General features: G+C 68.1%; 15 protein-coding genes and 1 riboswitch. Of the genes, 3 read left to right on the forward strand and 12 right to left on the reverse strand.

Annotated elements, in window-relative coordinates:
• Positions 1–214 precede the first annotated feature (214 nt).
• Complete coding sequence (locus VMT40_RS25050; protein WP_326361197.1) at positions 215–1,294, forward strand: AraC family transcriptional regulator ligand-binding domain-containing protein; 1,080 nt, start codon at positions 215–217, stop codon at positions 1,292–1,294.
• Here the strand turns inward: VMT40_RS25050 and VMT40_RS25055 are convergent.
• Positions 1,267–2,109, reverse strand: a complete 843-nt coding sequence (locus VMT40_RS25055) for an SAM-dependent methyltransferase (RefSeq protein WP_326361199.1) — start codon at positions 2,107–2,109, stop codon at positions 1,267–1,269. The two genes, VMT40_RS25050 and VMT40_RS25055, sit on opposite strands and share 28 nt — an antisense overlap.
• Before the next feature lie 144 nt (positions 2,110–2,253).
• Positions 2,254–2,439: a hypothetical protein gene (locus tag VMT40_RS25060; protein ID WP_326361776.1), complete on the reverse strand. Its 186-nt coding sequence runs from the start codon at positions 2,437–2,439 to the stop codon at positions 2,254–2,256.
• Between the two features lie 161 nt (positions 2,440–2,600).
• Positions 2,601–2,772: riboswitch (M-box (ykoK) riboswitch) on the reverse strand.
• A gap of 146 nt (positions 2,773–2,918) precedes the next feature.
• Between VMT40_RS25060 and VMT40_RS25065 the strand changes: the two genes are divergently transcribed.
• Entirely contained in the window at positions 2,919–4,301 is a 1,383-nt protein-coding gene (locus VMT40_RS25065) for a serine/threonine-protein kinase (RefSeq protein WP_326361200.1), read from the forward strand.
• A 6-nt stretch (positions 4,302–4,307) separates the two neighbouring features.
• Here the strand turns inward: VMT40_RS25065 and VMT40_RS25070 are convergent, their stop codons facing one another.
• Entirely contained in the window at positions 4,308–4,763 is a 456-nt protein-coding gene (locus VMT40_RS25070; protein ID WP_326361201.1) for a pyridoxamine 5'-phosphate oxidase family protein, read from the reverse strand.
• A 115-nt stretch (positions 4,764–4,878) separates the two neighbouring features.
• On the opposite strand from VMT40_RS25070, the gene VMT40_RS25075 reads away from it, so the two are divergent.
• Complete coding sequence (locus VMT40_RS25075) at positions 4,879–5,859, forward strand: adenosine deaminase (protein WP_326361203.1); 981 nt, start codon at positions 4,879–4,881, stop codon at positions 5,857–5,859.
• Here VMT40_RS25075 and VMT40_RS25080 read toward each other — a convergent pair.
• The 9 genes from VMT40_RS25080 to VMT40_RS25120 form a co-directional block, all read right to left on the reverse strand.
• Positions 5,856–6,854 (reverse strand): 4,5-dihydroxyphthalate decarboxylase, encoded by a 999-nt coding sequence (locus VMT40_RS25080; RefSeq protein ID WP_326361205.1) that lies wholly within the window; start codon positions 6,852–6,854, stop codon positions 5,856–5,858. The genes VMT40_RS25075 and VMT40_RS25080 overlap by 4 nt on opposite strands.
• An 82-nt stretch (positions 6,855–6,936) precedes the next feature.
• Positions 6,937–8,760: a 1-acyl-sn-glycerol-3-phosphate acyltransferase gene (locus VMT40_RS25085; RefSeq protein WP_326361207.1), complete on the reverse strand. Its 1,824-nt coding sequence runs from the start codon at positions 8,758–8,760 to the stop codon at positions 6,937–6,939.
• Between the two features lie 50 nt (positions 8,761–8,810).
• A complete protein-coding gene (locus VMT40_RS25090) occupies positions 8,811–10,346 on the reverse strand; it encodes a hypothetical protein (RefSeq protein WP_326361208.1) in 1,536 nt (511 codons plus the stop codon).
• A 46-nt stretch (positions 10,347–10,392) separates the two neighbouring features.
• Positions 10,393–11,802, reverse strand: a complete 1,410-nt coding sequence (locus VMT40_RS25095; protein ID WP_326361209.1) for a lipase family protein — start codon at positions 11,800–11,802, stop codon at positions 10,393–10,395.
• A 216-nt stretch (positions 11,803–12,018) separates the two neighbouring features.
• Complete coding sequence (locus tag VMT40_RS25100) at positions 12,019–12,633, reverse strand: TetR/AcrR family transcriptional regulator (protein WP_326361210.1); 615 nt, start codon at positions 12,631–12,633, stop codon at positions 12,019–12,021.
• A 78-nt stretch (positions 12,634–12,711) separates the two neighbouring features.
• Positions 12,712–13,872, reverse strand: coding sequence for a flavin-containing monooxygenase (locus VMT40_RS25105; RefSeq protein ID WP_326361211.1), 1,161 nt, complete (start codon positions 13,870–13,872; stop codon positions 12,712–12,714).
• Positions 13,869–14,798, reverse strand: a complete 930-nt coding sequence (locus tag VMT40_RS25110; RefSeq protein ID WP_326361212.1) for an alpha/beta fold hydrolase — start codon at positions 14,796–14,798, stop codon at positions 13,869–13,871. The genes VMT40_RS25105 and VMT40_RS25110 overlap by 4 nt, the downstream gene beginning before the upstream one ends.
• A 122-nt stretch (positions 14,799–14,920) precedes the next feature.
• Entirely contained in the window at positions 14,921–15,673 is a 753-nt protein-coding gene (locus VMT40_RS25115) for an IclR family transcriptional regulator (protein WP_326361213.1), read from the reverse strand.
• A gap of 29 nt (positions 15,674–15,702) precedes the next feature.
• Positions 15,703–16,833: an epoxide hydrolase family protein gene (locus VMT40_RS25120; RefSeq protein ID WP_326361747.1), complete on the reverse strand. Its 1,131-nt coding sequence runs from the start codon at positions 16,831–16,833 to the stop codon at positions 15,703–15,705.
• Positions 16,834–16,862 lie beyond the last annotated feature (29 nt).

Raw genomic sequence — 16,862 nt, forward strand, 5'->3', positions numbered from 1 at the left:
AACCGAGAAACACGGTGAGCGGATTCTTCGTAGAGAATTCCCGATATATTTTGCGGCATCGCGGATGTGAACAGCCCGGTGTTCACCGGTAAATATCATTCGATTCCGCGAAATTGGAATCGGGTGCGCGCCAGACACTTCCGGTGCCTCTCCCCCGCCGCCCCGGTGCGCCGAACCGGTGGCGGAGCGTGGGCGGTGCGTTTAACGTCTCCGTATGGCATGGCCGCGCCACGACACGGAGCCGATCGGGACCGACCAGACGCTGCTGCATCGGTTCGTCATCCGGCAGTTGACCGCCGCCGGTCTGGATCGCGACCGCCTGATTCGCGAGTGCGGGGTACCCGAGTGGACGCTGACTGGATCGGGTGTGCACGTGCCCAGCGAGACATTCTCGCGGCTGTGGGAGATCGCGGCGCGGTGGCTCGACGATCCGGAAGTGGCTCTGCGCGTCGGCAATCGGTACGAATTGAAGGCGACCCAGCTCTACGACTACCTGTTCTCCTCCGCACCCACGGTCGGCGCGGGGCTGGCCACCTGCGGCCCGTACGTGAGCGCGGTGACCACCAACCACCGCTTCGACTTCTTCGCCGAGTCCGAAGGCGAGTGCACGCTGACCCTCGACATGGTCAATGGCGAGGGCCGTGCTCGCGACCTCACACACGCCTGGGGCCTCACCGCCGTGCTCGCGCGAGCCCGCGGCGTGGTCGCCGAACCATTGCACCCCGTGCGAGTGTCACTGCGGCAGTCCGCACCTCGCGACCTCACCGTCTACCACGATGTATTCGGTTGCACCGCCATCGATTTCGGAGCCAACCAGGATTCGATGACCTTCCGCGCCGCCGACATGGACCTGCCCCTGACCACAGCCGATCCGGTCCTGGCCGATGTCCTGCGCCCGCTGGCCGCGGCCCTGCCGCCCCCGCCGCCCCTGGCTACCGCCTGGCCCGAGCGAGTCGCCGTGGCCATGGCCGAGGAGCTGGACCTCGGTGAGGTCTCCCTCGAACAGATAGCCCGCCGCCTCACCGTCAGCCCCCGCACCCTGCAACGCCGCCTCGCCGAGGCCGGAACCACTTGGCGCAATGAACTCGACCGCGCCCGCTACGCCCGCCTCGTGGCAGCCTCCGCCGACGGCCCTCTCAGCCGCACCCAACAGGCCCGACTCCTCGGCTACGCCGACACCACCTCGGTCCGCCGAACGGCGCTCCGCTGGGCCCTGGCCACCGCGACCCGCCCCGACACTCGGGACAGGTCGGCGCAGGACGCGGGTCAGGGTTTGCGGCCCAGGCCCGCGTAGGCCCAGGCGGGACCGGAATACGGGTCGGGTTCGAAGAGGGGCGCTTCGGCGAGTTCGGGGTGCCAGTCGTCGAGGTGGACGACGCCGGGGTCGACGAGATCTGTTCCGGTGAACAGGGTTTCGGTCTCGGCGCGGGTGCGCAGGGCCATGGTGATGCCCGCGCGCTCGCAGGCCTGGGCGGCCAGGTCCGCGCCCTTGGGGTCGACATCGGCGGTGGGGTAGGTGATGACCAGGCAGCTGCCGGAGGGGACGGCGTCCAGGAGACGGGCGATGATGCCGTGCGGGTTGTCGGCCTCGCGGAAGTACATGAGGACCGCGACCAGCATGATGGCGACGGGGCGATCCAGGTCGATGGTCTCGGCGAGGGTCGGATCGTTCAGAATGGAGTCCGGGTCACGCAGGTCGGCGAGGATGAAAGCCGTTCTGCCCTGCGGGGTTCCGGACATCAGGGCGCGGGCGTGGGCCAGCACGATCGGATCGTTGTCCACGTAGACCACCCGGGCCTCGGGATCCACGTCCTGGGCCACCTGGTGGACATTGCGCGCGGTGGGCAGGCCGGTGCCGATATCGAGGAACTGGGTGATGCCCAGCTCGGTGATGGCATAGCGCACGGCCCGGCCCAGGAATGCGCGATTGGCGCGGGCCATCGCGCGAATGCCGGGGATATAGGAGGCGATCTCGTCGCCTAGTCGACGGTCCGGTAGGTAGTTGTCGCGGCCGCCCAGCCAGTAGTCGTAGAAGCGCGCGGGATGCGGCCGAGACGAATCGATGGTGGATGGCACACCCGAGATGATCCGGCCCCGGTGTCTGGACATTGTGGAACCCTTCTCCCAACGACGCGCAGGCGATCGGCGATGGCCTGGCTACCCGTTCAGGATCAGGCATTCCGGGAACTCCGGCGGGCGAATCGCCGGAGTTCCCAGGGTTTCAGCTCGGCGCGGCCGAAAACCGGCCGGTTTTCAGGCGTGGAACGGGTGACCGCCCAGCGAAGCCGTGTACACGGCCGCGCGGGAACGGGCGAGTCGCATATTGGCGCGCTCTTGATCGGTCAGGCCGTACCGGGCGCGGACGCGGACGATCGACTCACCCAGCACCGACAGCACGGTCATCGGGGTACGGACGCGCGGAATCGCGAAAGTTGCCATGGCGGAACTCCTTTGCGGGAAAGAGGTGGGTACTCGGATACGGACTATCGCCGGAACTCATTCGTCCCTCACCTCCTCGCCGCCAGGACGCACGCGCGCGTCGACCACATTCGCTGTGCCGCACCGGGCGAGGGATCCGAGACCGCACATGACCGGCGGCCGAGGCACCCCTCTCGTCAGAGCTTCGGCACTGCACGACGTATCCCGCTGTGCGGGAAGCCACTTCGGATCACCCCTTAATCCGGGGAGATCTGTCCTAACCCTGGGCGTCTCTCGACGTCGTCGGATCAGTGGCCTGTGTTCGTACAGGAGCCTCGCCTAGCGAGGTGCTGACCAACCCATCCTCGGCCCGTCCACGCCGGGAAGTCAAATCCCTTTACGAGTTCCATGCGCGGCCTAGGGCCCGTCGAGTGCGGTCCACGCGGACCGGTGTTATCGAACTGGTCGCTCACACAACACCTTCCGACAATAATGGGCCAATGCAGTTGGGGCCCGGAGCCGTCTTCGCCGGTCACCTGATCGAACGGGAGATCGGGTCGGGCGGGATGGGGACGGTGTATCTGGCCCGTCATCCTCGGCTGCGGCGGCTGGTGGCATTGAAGGTGCTGACCAGCGAGAAGAATCGCAGTTCGTCGGTTGGTGCGCGCTTCGAGCGCGAGATCGAGCTGATCACGGCACTGGAGCATCCGAACATCATCCCGGTCTACGACCGGGGTGTCGAAGAGGGCATGCCGTGGTTGTCGATGAAATACGTCGCGGGTGGGGATGTCGCGAGCCTGATCGCGACCGAAGGAACGCTGGCACCGCAGCGTGCCGTGCGGCTGCTGGCCGATGTCGCCGCCGGATTGGATTTCGCGCACCGCAGGGGCGTGATTCACCGGGACGTGAAACCCGCCAATCTGCTGTTGGAATCCGTCGATGGGCAGGAGCGTGTTCTGGTCGCAGATTTCGGCATTGCCCGCGCGGTCGATGCCACCGTGACGGCCACGGGATTGCTCGCGAGTTTCGCCTATACGGCACCGGAGCGTTTCGAAGGGGAAGCCGCCGACAAGTACTCCGACATCTATTCGCTCGGGTGCACTTTCTACCAAATGCTCACCGGCAGAGTGCCTTTCCCCGGTGACAGTGAAGGCGCTGTTGTCGCGGCGCATTTGACCTCGACGCCGCCGCGGCCGAGCAGTATCCGCCCCTCGGTGCCAGCGGGATTGGACGCCGTCATTGCCAGAGCGCTCGCCAAAGACCCGCAGGAGCGTTACCCCGACTGCTCGTCCATGGTCGATGCCGCCCGGGCCGCGCTGGCCGAGGCCACCACCTCCGAGTCCGAGCACCCGGGTACGACCTGGAAGCGACGCCCATCCACTCGCCGCGCGGCCGTCATCCTCGCGGCGGTCGGCATTGCGTCCGCCGCCGCGATCGCGACTCCCGTCTACCTACACCTGCGGGCCGTCAACAGCCACAGTGGTATCGCCGCTACAGCGACCGACACATCACCGGCGAGTTCGGCCGACTCACGTTCACCCTCCGCGGCACTGCCATCGCCGGTGTCGGCACCCCCACGCGTCATCTCCCACTGCGGTGATCAACCAGAAATCCGTCCCACGAAGATCTCCGCCCTACACTGCGGCACCAACGCCGACATTTGGATCGACGACCTGGTCTGGTCGAAATGGGACCAAACCGCCGCAGCCGGAACCGGCACCATTCACCGCAACACCTGCCAGCCCTCGTGCTCGGCGGGCCACTACATGACCGTCCCGGTTTCCGTTACCCTGCAGCGATATTCGCCATTTTTCAACGTGTACATGAGCATCACCATCGACGACGGCACCGCCCTCGAAAGCGACGACCTGCCCACCGGCTGACTTCGCTCAGCTGGCCTCGGCCCGGATCGAGCCGCGCTCGACCAGTCTCACCCCGGTCACCAAGGTGGGTTCGATGGCCACGATGGTGTCCATGAGTCCGTCGATCCACGGCCGCACCTGCCGGTCGTAGCGGGCCACCCGCATGGGATCGGTGACGGTCCGCGCGATACCGGTGACCACGACCGACCAGCCCAGCCGCCGCACCGGATCGATCTCGTCGGCCTCGAAGGCGACCACGACCTCCGAGTCGGCGCGCACCGTGGTGGTGAGCCGCGAGCTCAGTCGGGTCCGCACGATCACCTGGTCACCGTCGACAATGTGGTTCACCGGCCGAATGGCGGGCAGCGCGTCGCGGGTGAACACCACGCGGCCGAACGGAACGCTGGCCAGCAGACGCAGAGATTCGGTCCGCGACAGATTCACCATGCTGCGCGTCTCCTCGAGGGAGTCGAACGGGTCCATGTCCGCACCTCCTGTCGACTGGTTCACGGATCTGTCCGATCTCCATCTGACCATCGACGGATGCCCATTCGACAGGGACAAACGCCCTCGATTGTCCTCCCGTTACGATCGTCGGATGCCGATTCCGAAAGCCGAGTTGCATCTGCACATCGAGGGCACCCTCGAACCCGAGTTGGCCTTCCAGCTCGCCGAGCGGAACGGCATCACGCTGCCCTTCGGGAGCGTCGAGGAATTGCGGGACGCCTACAGTTTCAGCGATCTGCAGTCGTTTCTCGATCTGTACTATGCGCTCACCGATGTGTTGCGGACCGAGCAGGATTTCACCGATCTCGCCAACGCCTATCTGGCCAGGGCGCGCGAAGACGGCGTGCGGCATGCCGAGATCTTCTTCGATCCGCAGGCCCACACCTCCCGCGGCATCCCCTTCGACACCGTCGCGCGCGGACTGCTGGCCGCCCTGGACCAGAGCCAGCGCGACTACGGCATCACCACCGCGCTGATTCTGTCCTTCCTGCGCGATCAGTCGGCGGAGTCGGCGCTCGAAACCCTCGACGCGGCCGAACCTTTCCTGGACCGCATTGTCGCCGTCGGCCTGGACTCCGCCGAGGTCGGCCACCCGCCCGCCAAGTTCGCGGCGGTCTACGAGCGCGCCCGCGCCCTCGGCCTGCGCGCGGTCGCGCACGCCGGTGAGGAAGGCCCGCCCGAGTACATCCGGGAAGCCCTCGACATCCTGCGCGTCGAACGCATCGATCACGGCGTACGCTGCCTCGAGGATTCCGACCTGGTGGATCGCCTTGTCCGCGAACGCATTCCACTCACGGTATGCCCCTTCTCCAACGTGCGCCTGCGCGTCGTGAACACCCTCGCCGACCACCCCCTGCACCGCATGCTCGACGCGGGCCTGCTGGTCACCGTCAATTCCGACGACCCGGCCTACTTCGGCGGCTACGTCCACGCCAACCTCACCGCGACCGCCACCGAACTGTCCCTCACCGACGCCCAGGTCCGCACCCTGGCCCGCAACTCCTTCGAGGCCGCCTTCCTCGACGAGCCCACCCGCGCCACCTACCTCGCCGAACTCGACGCCTACCACTAGCTGTTGAGTAACTCTGGGGCGAAGACGTCGTCGACTTTCCAGCGGCGCGACGACAATCCTTGTTCGAAGTGGTAGCGCAGGTAGGTATCGAGGGCGGCGTGATTGGCGGCGATGCCATAGGGCCACCAGTCCGCGCCCAGCTGGTCGATATCGCGGTCGATCAGCGCGTTCATCCACGGCACCATGGTCTGGACCTGGTAGAGCCTGCGACCACGCCGATAGTGTTCGGCGGCACGTTCTTTCGCCTGGGTGAAGGCCCGGTAGACATCCTGTGCGAGACGTGGCCGGGCCTGGAGCAGATCCTTGCGCACGACGATCGTGTGCATGATCGGGAAGATCGCGGTCCTGCGGTAATAGTCGCGTTCCAACGGTTCGAAGTCGGGGAACAGGCGCGCGACATTCGGGGAGCCGTCGAGCACGCATTGCGGCACGTTCGCCGAGAACAAGGCGTCGATCTCGCCCGCGTCCAGCATCGCGTTCAGAGACGCCCCTTCCGACGCCGCGCTCCATTCGAGCTCGGCCGGACGTGGGTGCGGAACGAAATCGAAGGGGGGCGCGGGCGATTCGAGGCCGCCGATCACCCAGCGATTCCGTTCGGGCCGGAATCCGTACTCGTCGCTGAGGATCCCCTTGGCCCAGACGCCGGAATCCTGGCCATAGATGCCGAATTCCCCGATGACGCGTCCGCTGAGATGCGTGGGATCGGTTATGCCGCAATGGACATTGACGAATACGCACGAGTGCCGAAACACCCGGTTGGGGAAGATCGGTAACGCCACATACGGCAGCCCGGTTTCCAGCAGCCGCAGATAGAACGTGAGCCCGAGCTCGGCGATGTCGAACTCGCTCGCCCTGATCAGCCGCTCGAAGAGCTCCGGCAGGGTCGCTGCGGTCGCCATCGTGACATCGGCGCCCTCGAGGCGGACGCTCCCGTCGAAGAGCGCGCGTGTCGTGTCGTATTGAAAGCATCCGATGGTCAAAGCGCAATCGGTCATGACTGTGGATCTCCTTGTCGGCTCGATGCTTTCAACAGTCCTCCCCCGATGAGTCGACTGTCAGGAGTTCCAGACGGTTTGGCTACGCACCGGTTTCGCCGCGGCGGGCATCGAGGCGGTCCTGGATCCAGGCCCGGACCTGATCGCACAGGTCGAGGACGGTTTCGGCGTCGTCGACGGCGTCGGGGCCGAGGTGTGCGGTGGGGATGGGCGGCCCGAATTCGATGGACAGCCGAGAGCGGCGCGGGATCAAGCCCAGCGGGCCCAGCCACGGGAATGTCGGTGTGATCGGGAAGTACGGCACCCCGAGCAGCTTCGCCAGCGGACGGGCCTGCGAGAGCATCGGGTAGAACTCCTCGGCGCCGAACACCGCGGCCGGGATCAGCGGTGCCCCGGAAAGCAGTGCGGCCCTGACGAATCCGCCGCGGCCGAAGCGTTGCAGCCGGTATCGCTGCGAATACGGCTTCCCGAGTCCCTTGTAGCCCTCCGGGCACACCACGACGAGTTCCTCGGCGGCCAGCAGCCGCGCCGCGTCATCGTGACAGGCTGGTACGCAACCCAATCGGTGCATCACGTCGCCGATGTAGGGGAACGCGCCCACGAGATCGCCGCCGAGCACCCGCGCGGCCCGCCGCGCCGGGTGGACGAAGCCGAGCGCGTAGCCGAGCCCGATCATGTCGAGGGGAATGGTGCCCGAGTGGTTCGCCACGATCATGGCGCGGCCGGTATCGGGGACATTGTCGAGCCCGACCGCATCGAGTCCCAGGTAGCCCTCGAACAACGGCTCGAGCACACGCTTTCCGCACCAGCTCAGGAATTCGGGATCGAATCCGTATTCGTCGATCTCGCCCGGGCGCGGCAGGCCGGTCAGTGCCGTCGCGGTGTCGGCGATCCGGCCGATCGTGCGGGCCACCTCCCCCGGGCGCGGCAGGCCCATCCATGACGATTCGCGGCCGCGAGACCCGAGATGGTCGGCGACTGCCGCCGCCGTCGTATAGGCGGCGGTGAACCCCAATACCGTTGCCGCCCTCCGGGTGTCGAGGCAACGACCGAATCGCAGCAGGGCGATGTCCTCGCCGCTCAACCCGGCGACGCCCATCGCGCGCGCGGCCCGCGCCAGCAGCGGATGCGGTACCGCGGCGGGTCGCTGACCGCGCTGCCGGGCGATCTGCCCGAGGGTGGTCACGCCCGACCCGGCGATATTGAAGGTGCCGCCGACGGTCGCGGTGAGGGCGGACTCGATCGCCGCCGTCGCGTCGTCGATGTGCAGCAGTTGCAGGCGCGCGTCGTATCCCGTTGGCTTGAGCGGGATTTCGGCGGCCAGCAGCCGTGCCAGCGGTGAATCCGTCCCCGGACCCACCACCGGCGCGAGTCGCAGCACGATGACCTCGATCCCGGATTGTTCGACGCCCCGGGCCAGGCGTTCGATTTCGGCCAGATCCCGCACCGCTTTCGAACTCGTCGCCGTGGGCGCCTCCTCACCGACACACGACGGCGAGGACGGCCCGCAGGCGTACACCCGCGCATCGGAGACCACGACAATGCGGCGGACGGTGGCGCACTGGCGGCAGGCCGACAGCAGCCGCATCGCCCCCAGTACCCCCGCCACACCGGATCCCGCGGCGATCAGCACCACCGTCCCGGTCTCGGCCGCGGCCAGCAGTGCCGACCAGGACGGGACGCGGACCTCACGGGTGTGTGCCATGTATCGGACACCCATGGTGAGCTCGCGCGGCTCGCGCCAGCTCACCGCCGCCGCGGTGCCGTTCTCGGCGTGGTCGGCGCGAACCAAGCGGCGCAGGTCGCCGCGGGAGGCGAGTCGGCGCGCGACCGCGTCGGCGATTTCGCCGGTGCCGACGACCAGCACCGAGCGGTGCCCTCTCCCCTCGTCGACCACAAGGGGCACAGGGCTTTTCGCCTCCGAGCCATTCCCGGAGCCCCGGGAAGCGGAGAGCGTCATTCGATGCCTTGCGACGCCACCGCGCGCAATCCCGCCGCCGCCTGTTCGACATCCTCGGCCGCGCGCTGGCAGCGTTCGGCCTGCTCGAACAGCACCACCCGGACGTCGTAGAACCGGTCGGCGGCCAGGTCGGCCCCGTCCGCGCAGTCGCGCAGCCGCTGGGCGTGCGCGCGCAGGCGGGCCGCCGAGGCCGCGGCCAGATCGCCGTACCGCTGGGGAGTGTCGCCCTTGAACACCAGATCCCCGACCGAACCGGTCTCGAACGCCAACACGTCGACATCCCGCGGCAGATCGCCCCGGGCGATGAACCGCAACCGGATTCGGTCCACGGGCAGCCGCGCCGGGAGGCGGCTGGCCGCGAGTCCGCGCGGCGCGATGAGGGTGGGCACGGTGTGGTCGGTGATCGCGGTGAGGAAGGCGGAGAGCGCCTCCGAGACCAGGTCATCGACGAAACACCGTGCGGTGCCGCCACATACGCGTGCCGCAGCGAAGGCGTCCGCGCGACGACGGAGACCGGGATCGATGCTGAATCCGTCCGGTGCGGCGAAGACCCGCCCATCGCGCAGCAACCACGCGACGGGAACCTGAATCGTTTCACCGAAGCCGAATTCGTAACCGCGCCAACGGAAAGGGGCCGCGGCGACATAGACCAGGTGCGACCATCCCGGCCAGAGCCGCCGCGATTCGGACACCACCGCCCGCGGTGCAGCGTGGGTCATGGCCCACAGGGCCAGTGCCCGGCCGCCGCGCTCCAGCGTCCCGGACAGGTTCAGCAGCAGATGCGCCACCACCTCGCAGGCCGCGGCCGTACCCAGTTCGGTACACGCGATCGCCGCGATCGTGTCCGGTTCCGGGTCTTGCAGATACGGCGCGATTCGGGCGGTCAGGCTCTGTTCGGCGCGCTCGAGCGCGGTCAGCGGCGCCTGAATGCGCGCACGTATCTCGCGGTGCAGCAGCGTGTCCAGCCCCGCGCGGTCACCCAGAACGATTCTGCGACAAAGCCTTTCCCAGGCCGCGACGCCGTGCTGGAAGGGAATCCGGTCGTCGAAATGCCGACGGCGCAGCAGCCGGTCGACCTCGGCCGCCGCCACGGCGCGGACGGTTTCGCGGGCTGCGGTCCACCCGATGTCGTACGGCGGGCAGGCTTGCAGGTATCGCCTGCTTCCGTCGTCCCCGACGGCGATCTTCAGGCTCCGTGGCGAGGCGTCGAGCACCGCCGTCGACAATTCCTCGGCGGTGTCGACCGTGCACGGCAGCACCACCGTTCCGTCGAGCGTGGGCAGCCGGATCGGCTTGCCGCCGTGCGCGGCCTCGACACGGTGCAGCCAGGCCCGGGCCAGCTGCGGAGCGCTCGGGGCGAGTGCGCCCACCAGCGGCGGCCGGGGCAGCCGGGGACCCATGATCAAGCCGTGGAATGCCGCGATCTCGGGCGGCGAGGCGAGCGGCGGGACGACCGGACGGGGCGACTCGTCCCGCTCGGAGTCGACGACGTGCAGTCGCCGGGAACCGTTGTCCCCCAAGGGGTTCTGCATCGCTGTCTACTCCTCCGATCTGCACATCGGTAACGGGGGGCCGCGCCTAGTTGTCGCGCACCGCGTACGGCCGGTCGGCGATGACATCGCCGTCGTACGCGGCGATCAGGGTGTTGGTCCGCTCGCGGATATCGGGAACGATGCTGAGCAGGGTCGCCGCATACGTCTGCGGCGCGTGGCTGAGCGGGAAATCGTAAGTCTCCTCGCGCCAGGTGAATTCGGTCCAACTGGCCGGAACACCGACCGGGCAGGCCGGTCCCCGGCCATCCAGGCACGGGATCACGTCGCACTCGTTGACCAGGCTGATCACCTTGGTCGCCGGATCGGCGGGCCGCTTGTTGTCGATCGGGGAACCGACCGTGACCACATGCGTCAGCCGGTACATGGCGGCCGTGACCGGATCGCAGGCCAGATTGATGGCGGTGATCCCGCCCAGACTGTGGCCGACCAGCATCACCTCCGACCCCTCCGGTACCTCGGCATCGGCCAGCAGCTTGCGCACCGCGCGGGTATAGGTGGTGTCGATGTGGACCAGGTTGTCGAAGCAGCTGACCACATCCTGCGGTGTCGCATTGGACAGCCGGGCAAACGAGGTGCCGGGCAGCAGCACCACATGGCGAACCTTCTTGTCGCGGCAGCGGATTCGCCGCAGCAGCACCAACCCGTGATTGCCCATGGCGGCAATGATGTTGACGTAGTCGACGATATCGTTGGCCTGGTTGCGACGCATGGTCGCCCGCAGGATCCGATCGGGCTCCACGCGGTGCGCCCGGCCCCGACCGCGGCTGAAGCGGGCCAGCGCCTGCACCGGAATTCCGGCCATCGGATCCGCCCGCGGCGTCCCGCCCATGAGCACCACCCAGGCGACATCGTCGTTCCACGGGTTGGCGTCGACCAGACCGCCCAGCGCGCACAGTTCGATCGTCACCGGCGCCAGCACGGTCAATGTCCGGGTCAGGCCCAGGTTTCCGATCATCGACCGCAGACTGGCCGCGACCTGGAACGGGTTCGCCGCCACCAGCGCGGCGATCAGATTCTGGACGTCCGAGACCGCCAGATTCGGGTTGTCCGCGGCCGCGGCCTGCAGGCGCGTCCGGAACGATTCCACGGCCAGCCCGGTACTCAACGGCCGCCGCCGCCCCAGCACGCCGATCGCCCGCAGCCCCTCACCGACCAGCCCTCCACACGGCGAAAAGCCCAGGCCGCCAATGGTCAGCGATTTGGCCGCGCCGAGGACCGCCCGCCCCGCGCCGACCGGATCCGTCAGCGACGAGAAGGAGCACAGGCTCGACAGTCCGGCCGAGATGGTCGCCGAGGCCCGGCGGGCCTCCACCGCCGCCTCGGCCAACGCGACCGAGACCGCCATCAACGGGTCGACGCCCCGCTCCCGACCGCACGCCTCGCCTCCGAGCTCGATGGACGGCGTGCTCTTTCGTGTTGTCGTCTCCGCTGTCATATTCGTCCCATCCAGAGCAGCCAAAGCTGGCCCTCACGAGATTGATGCCGAATACCGAGAACGAACCGGAACGCAGGCCTGGCCCGGCGACACAGCGAGAACTGCGCCCCGCCGACCAAGATCGTTTGACGCCGATCCTAACGCACGCTCAGCCCCGCCCCGCTCACCCGCACCGACATGCCCGCGGGTTTGGGCAACCGATGGATTCGGTTCGGATCAGCTGGTCTTGCGGCGCTTCGGTCGATCGGGCGTCGGGAGGGAGAGGCGGGTCAGCAGTTCGTCGAGAGCGGGGGCCAAGATGGCGGTTTCGAATTTGGGCCGGGGATAGGCGAGTTGCTTGAGGAGCAGGCCGGTGATCGCGGCGATGAGGAGCGGAGCGTGGGCGTCGGGGGTCGCCGAGCCCGCTTCTCGGAGGGCCACGACGGCGAGGCGTGATTGCGCGGCGGTCCAGTCGGACATGACGTCGCGCAGGCCCGGGCGGCGGGCGCATTCGAGGAGCAGTTCGTAGGTGGCCTGGAGTTGGAGGGCACCGGCTCGGGTGCGGTCGGCCAGGTAGCGGGCAACCGTGGCGACCCATTGGGCCTGATCGAAACCCGAGGTCGCCAGGCTGAGGGTGAGCTGGTCGAGGGTCTGCTGTTCACGCTGGGCCAGCAGCCGGAGAGCCTGTTCGACCAGGACGTCGCGCGTCTTGAAGTGGTGCGTGATCGCGCCCAGGGAGACTCCGGCCTCGGCCGCGACACTGCGGTGGGTGACGGCCTGCGGTCCGCCGGAACCGATCAGGCGCAATGTCGCGTCGAGGATGAGCTCGGTGCGGTCGGTGTGCACGGGCACGTGGCCATTCCCTCCGGACTGGACGAACAGATGTTCTGTGTATGAGAACAAACTAGCAAACTGTCCGTCCCGGTCGGGTCAGTCGTCGGTTCCCGCGCCGATTCGCCGTCGCGACCGGCGGATGATGGCATCGGCGACATCCCGTGAGCGCAACCGCAACTCGCGCAGCGGACCGGTGAAGGGCTCGCCGAATCCGGGGAAGTACAGACCCGGCGCACCCGCGGGGTTGACTCCGCCCTGCGCGCGCGGCCTGCCCTCCGCGTCCAGGACACCGAGATGGCCGACCAGCGGCTCGAGATCGCGACGGTAGCCGGTGGCGACGACGATCGCGTCCACCTCGATCGCGGATCCGTCGGCGAGCACGACACCGCGAGCGGTCAATCGCTCTACCGCACCGACGATTTCGATACCGCCCGCGCGCACGGTGTCCACGAAGGAGTCCGACACCGTGGGAATGCGGCCCAGTCTCCGCACCTGCGTGTACACCCCGTGCGGCGGTCTGCCCAGCCCGTAGGCCTCGAGGTCACCGAAGAGCAGACGGCGCGCCAGCCAGCCGAGCCCGTCCACCACCGCGAGCGGAAACCGCTGCAGCGCAATGTTGTACACGTCGACCGGCAGCGGTCCGATCCGGCGGGTGAACAGGTGCGGCGGCGTTCGAATCGCGATCCGGACCCGCGCCGCGCCCTCGTGGGCCAGTTGCACGGCGATATCCGCGCCGGAGGATCCGGCACCGACCACGAGCACGTCCATACCCCGGAAGGGCTCGGCATTGCGGTAATCGCGCGAATGCACGACCGCCCCGGTGAATTCGTCGAGCCCGGGCCACGACGGGACGTCCGGTGTGCGGTAGTTGCCGGTGGCGATCACGACCTGCGCGGCCCGCAGCACGCCTTTGTCGGTGCTGATCCGCCAGCCGTCGCCGTCGGTATCCACCTGTCGCACTTCGGTATCGAACGCCACCTCGAGGCGATGGTGCGCCGCATAGGAATCGAAGTATTCGACCATGGCGTCGCGCGTGGGCCACAGGCCGTGTCGGCCGGGAATGCGCAGACCCGGAAGGTGCGAGAACCATCGAGAGGTGTTGAGCCGGAAGCCGTCATAGCGTCCACGCCAGGCGGCCGCCAGCTGCGCCGACCGCTCGAGCACCAGGACGTCGGACAGCCCGAGCTGGCGCAGCCGCCCGGCCGTCGCGAGTCCGGCCGGACCGGCTCCGACAATGATCACGTCGTGTCGGGTCACGCGGCACGCTCCTGATCACCGAGGAACTCGCGCACGGTCGCGGTGAACCATTCGGGGTGCTCGAGATGCGGCCAATGCCCGCAGTGCGGCCGCACCGTCAGCATTGCGTCGGGGATCCCGCGTTCCAGCGCGAGCCCCCATTCCAGCGGCACGAAGCGATCCTCGCGCCCCCACAGCAGCAGCGTGCGCGCCCGCACCCGGCCGAGTTCGCCGCTCAGGTCGCCGAGCCGAGCGACCAAGAGCCGCAAGGCCAGCCGCTGCACCGGACCGGCCGACAACAGCGCGCCGATCGGCACGCCCAGCCGCACCAGCCGATCGACGATCGGCGGCACACCGGCGGCGGCGCGCACCCCGGGCTCGAGCGATGCGAGATAGCGCTGTTCGACGAGTTCGCTTCTGTCCCAGGCGGAGTCGTAGACGGCGGCACGGACGAACCGCTCCACGTCGGCGGGGGTCGACCCCTCGATCAGGTCGCGCAACAGCAGCGCGAGCCCCTCGGGCAGGGCGCGTTCACCGGGCGGCACCACACCGGCCGAGCCGAGCAGCACCAGTGCGTCGACGAGGTTCGGCTCGTCGATGGCGATCTTGGCCGCGATGCCCCCGCCCAGGGAGTTGCCGATCAGCCGCGCCCGTTCGCACCCCAGCGCCCGCAGCGCCGCCGCCAACTGCCTTGCCCCGGAATCGATCAGGGGGTCGGTGCTGCGCGGCTTGTCCGACTCGCCGAATCCGGGCAGGTCGAAGACGAGGTTGCGATGATCCTCGAACGCACCGAGGGTGCGGCCGTAGCTGGTCATGCCGGAGGCGCCGGGCCCGCCGCCGTGCAGCCAGATCAGCGGCCGTCCGCTCCCGAATTCGTGATATCGCAGGGTGATTCCGTGGACTTCGATCGACCGTGCGACGGCCGTGCCGGTACTCGACTCAGACATGAGAACCCATCAGACGCGGGCATGAGCCAAAACTCATGTTCCCTTAGACAGAACGTTTGTTCCGTGAAGCTAGCATGACGCTCCGCGGCCTGTAAAGCACGCGCAGGCCCGGCGCGAAAGGTTCAGCGGTCCGTGGCCAGCCACTCCGGATCACAGTCGCGACCGATGGCCTGCCCGATACCGGCCGCGGCCTCGAGCAGGGGGCGCAGTACGGCGTGGCCGCCGGTCGCGGTATCGGCCGGGAACGCCACCGACACCGCCGCGACCACCCCGAGCCCACTGCGAATGGGCGCGGCCACACAGGACAATCCGGCCGCGGCCTCCTCCCGATCGACCGCGAAGCCGGACCCGCGGATCCGCCGCAACTCCGCCCGCAAGCGGCCCGGCTCGGTGTACGAATGCCGGGTCAGCGGCCGCAATGGCGGCTGGAGTCGATGCGCTAGTGATCGTTCGGGCAGGTCCGCCAGCAGCACCTTGCCCACGGCCGTGCAGTGGGCCGGATTTCGACCGCCCGTGACCGTCGGCGTCGCGGGCGTGCCATGGGCGCGCAGCTTCTCCAGATACACCACCTCGCCGCCCCGGAGCACGGCCATATGGACGGTCTGGCGCGTACGGCCCTGCAGCTCGGCCAGATACGGCATCGCCTGGTCGCACCATGCGCTCGCGGGTGTCATCGACGCCAGCGTGCCGACCGCCAGGCCGATCCGGTAGTCATTGCCGTGACGTTCCAGCGCCCCGAGCGCCACCAGCTTGCGAGCCAGGCGATGCACCGTGGAGGTAGGCAGGTCGACCGCCCGCGCGAGTTCGCTCAACGTCATCACTCGCCTGTCCGGGCCGAAGGCCTGGAGCAGGTCGAACGCCCGCTCGAGGATCATGAGTTCGACATTACAGAACAAATGATCCGCTATGGCGGGTTGGTGCTGCGGATCGCGTGGTCGGTTGCTCGCAAGTCTGCGACGAAGAGGTCGGGTTGTTCCCATGCGGCGAAATGGCCGCCGCGGGTGGGTTCGCTCCAATGCACGATGTTGGTGAAGCGGCGGGCTGCCCAACGGCGTGACGGACGCGGTACTTCTTTGGGGTAGACGGTGCAGCCGGTCGGGACGTCTATCGTGTCGTCGACGGCCGCGGTGAACCATCGGCTGACCTGGGCGATGCTCTCCCAGTACAACCGGATCGAGGACGTCGCGGTGCGGGTGAGCCAGTAGAGGGTGACGTTGTCGAGTATCTGGTCGCGGGTCAGGCCGGGATCGTCGGTCCAGGTGCACAGTTTCTCCGCGATCCATGCCGCGAGACCGGCCGGTGAGTCGGTCAGCCCGTATCCCACCGTTTGTGGCCGGGTGCCGTGGATGGCCGAGTAGCCGGATCCGGTGCTGGTGCGTTCTTCGAGGTCGGCGAGGGACGCTCGTTCGGCATCGGTGAAAGGCGCGGAGTGATCAGGGGGTACGAGCGGGGGTACGAGGTGCAAACCGATCAACCGTTCCGGTTGCTGGAGCGCGATGCTGGTGGAAATGCTTGTGCCCCAATCGCTTCCCGCAGCGAGGAAGCGCGGATAGTCCAAGCGGGTCATCAGTTCGCACCAGGCTCGGGCGATGCGCTCGATGCCCCAGCCGGTGGTGGCGGGCTTCCCGCTGAATGCGTATCCGGGTAGCGAGGGAACGACGACGTGGAACGCCGACTCGTCATGCGGTGGGTCGGTGAGCGGCGCGATGACCTGCTCGAACTCCAAGAAGGCGCCCGGCCAGCCGTGGGTGAGGACCACCGGCGTGGCGTCCGGCCGGGGCGAACGCACGTGGAGGAAGTGGATCGGCAGGCCGTCGATGGTGGTGTGGAACTGCGGGATCTGGTTGAGGCGTCGTTCGGTGGCGCGCCAGTCGTATTCCTGCATCCAGTAGCGGCACAGCCCTCTCATGGTGTCCAGCGGAATGCCCTGGGACCAGTCCGGCACCGGTTCCCGCTCCGGCCAACGGGTTTCGGCCAGCCGTCGACGTAGGTCGTCGAGTTGGGGTTGTGGGATGTCGATGCGAAATGGGCTGATGGCCTGGGACATTGGCGGTCTTCCGTCTT

It is taken from the genome of Nocardia sp. CDC160, assembly GCF_035818795.1.
Lineage (GTDB): Bacteria > Actinomycetota > Actinomycetes > Mycobacteriales > Mycobacteriaceae > Nocardia.

What these genes read in the sequence shown, in the direction of transcription:
- VMT40_RS25110 (WP_326361212.1), bottom strand. Translation starts at nt 14,798, where the DNA reads ATGTCTGAGTCGAGTACCGGCACGGCCGTCGCACGGTCGATCGAAGTC.
- VMT40_RS25075 (WP_326361203.1), top strand. Translation starts at nt 4,879, where the DNA reads ATGCCGATTCCGAAAGCCGAGTTGCATCTGCACATCGAGGGCACCCTC.
- VMT40_RS25065 (WP_326361200.1), top strand. Translation starts at nt 2,919, where the DNA reads ATGCAGTTGGGGCCCGGAGCCGTCTTCGCCGGTCACCTGATCGAACGG.
- VMT40_RS25095 (WP_326361209.1), bottom strand. Translation starts at nt 11,802, where the DNA reads ATGACAGCGGAGACGACAACACGAAAGAGCACGCCGTCCATCGAGCTC.
- VMT40_RS25090 (WP_326361208.1), bottom strand. Translation starts at nt 10,346, where the DNA reads ATGCAGAACCCCTTGGGGGACAACGGTTCCCGGCGACTGCACGTCGTC.
- VMT40_RS25115 (WP_326361213.1), bottom strand. Translation starts at nt 15,673, where the DNA reads ATGATCCTCGAGCGGGCGTTCGACCTGCTCCAGGCCTTCGGCCCGGAC.
- VMT40_RS25060 (WP_326361776.1), bottom strand. Translation starts at nt 2,439, where the DNA reads ATGGCAACTTTCGCGATTCCGCGCGTCCGTACCCCGATGACCGTGCTG.
- VMT40_RS25070 (WP_326361201.1), bottom strand. Translation starts at nt 4,763, where the DNA reads ATGGACCCGTTCGACTCCCTCGAGGAGACGCGCAGCATGGTGAATCTG.
- VMT40_RS25055 (WP_326361199.1), bottom strand. Translation starts at nt 2,109, where the DNA reads ATGTCCAGACACCGGGGCCGGATCATCTCGGGTGTGCCATCCACCATC.
- VMT40_RS25050 (WP_326361197.1), top strand. Translation starts at nt 215, where the DNA reads ATGGCATGGCCGCGCCACGACACGGAGCCGATCGGGACCGACCAGACG.
- VMT40_RS25080 (WP_326361205.1), bottom strand. Translation starts at nt 6,854, where the DNA reads ATGACCGATTGCGCTTTGACCATCGGATGCTTTCAATACGACACGACA.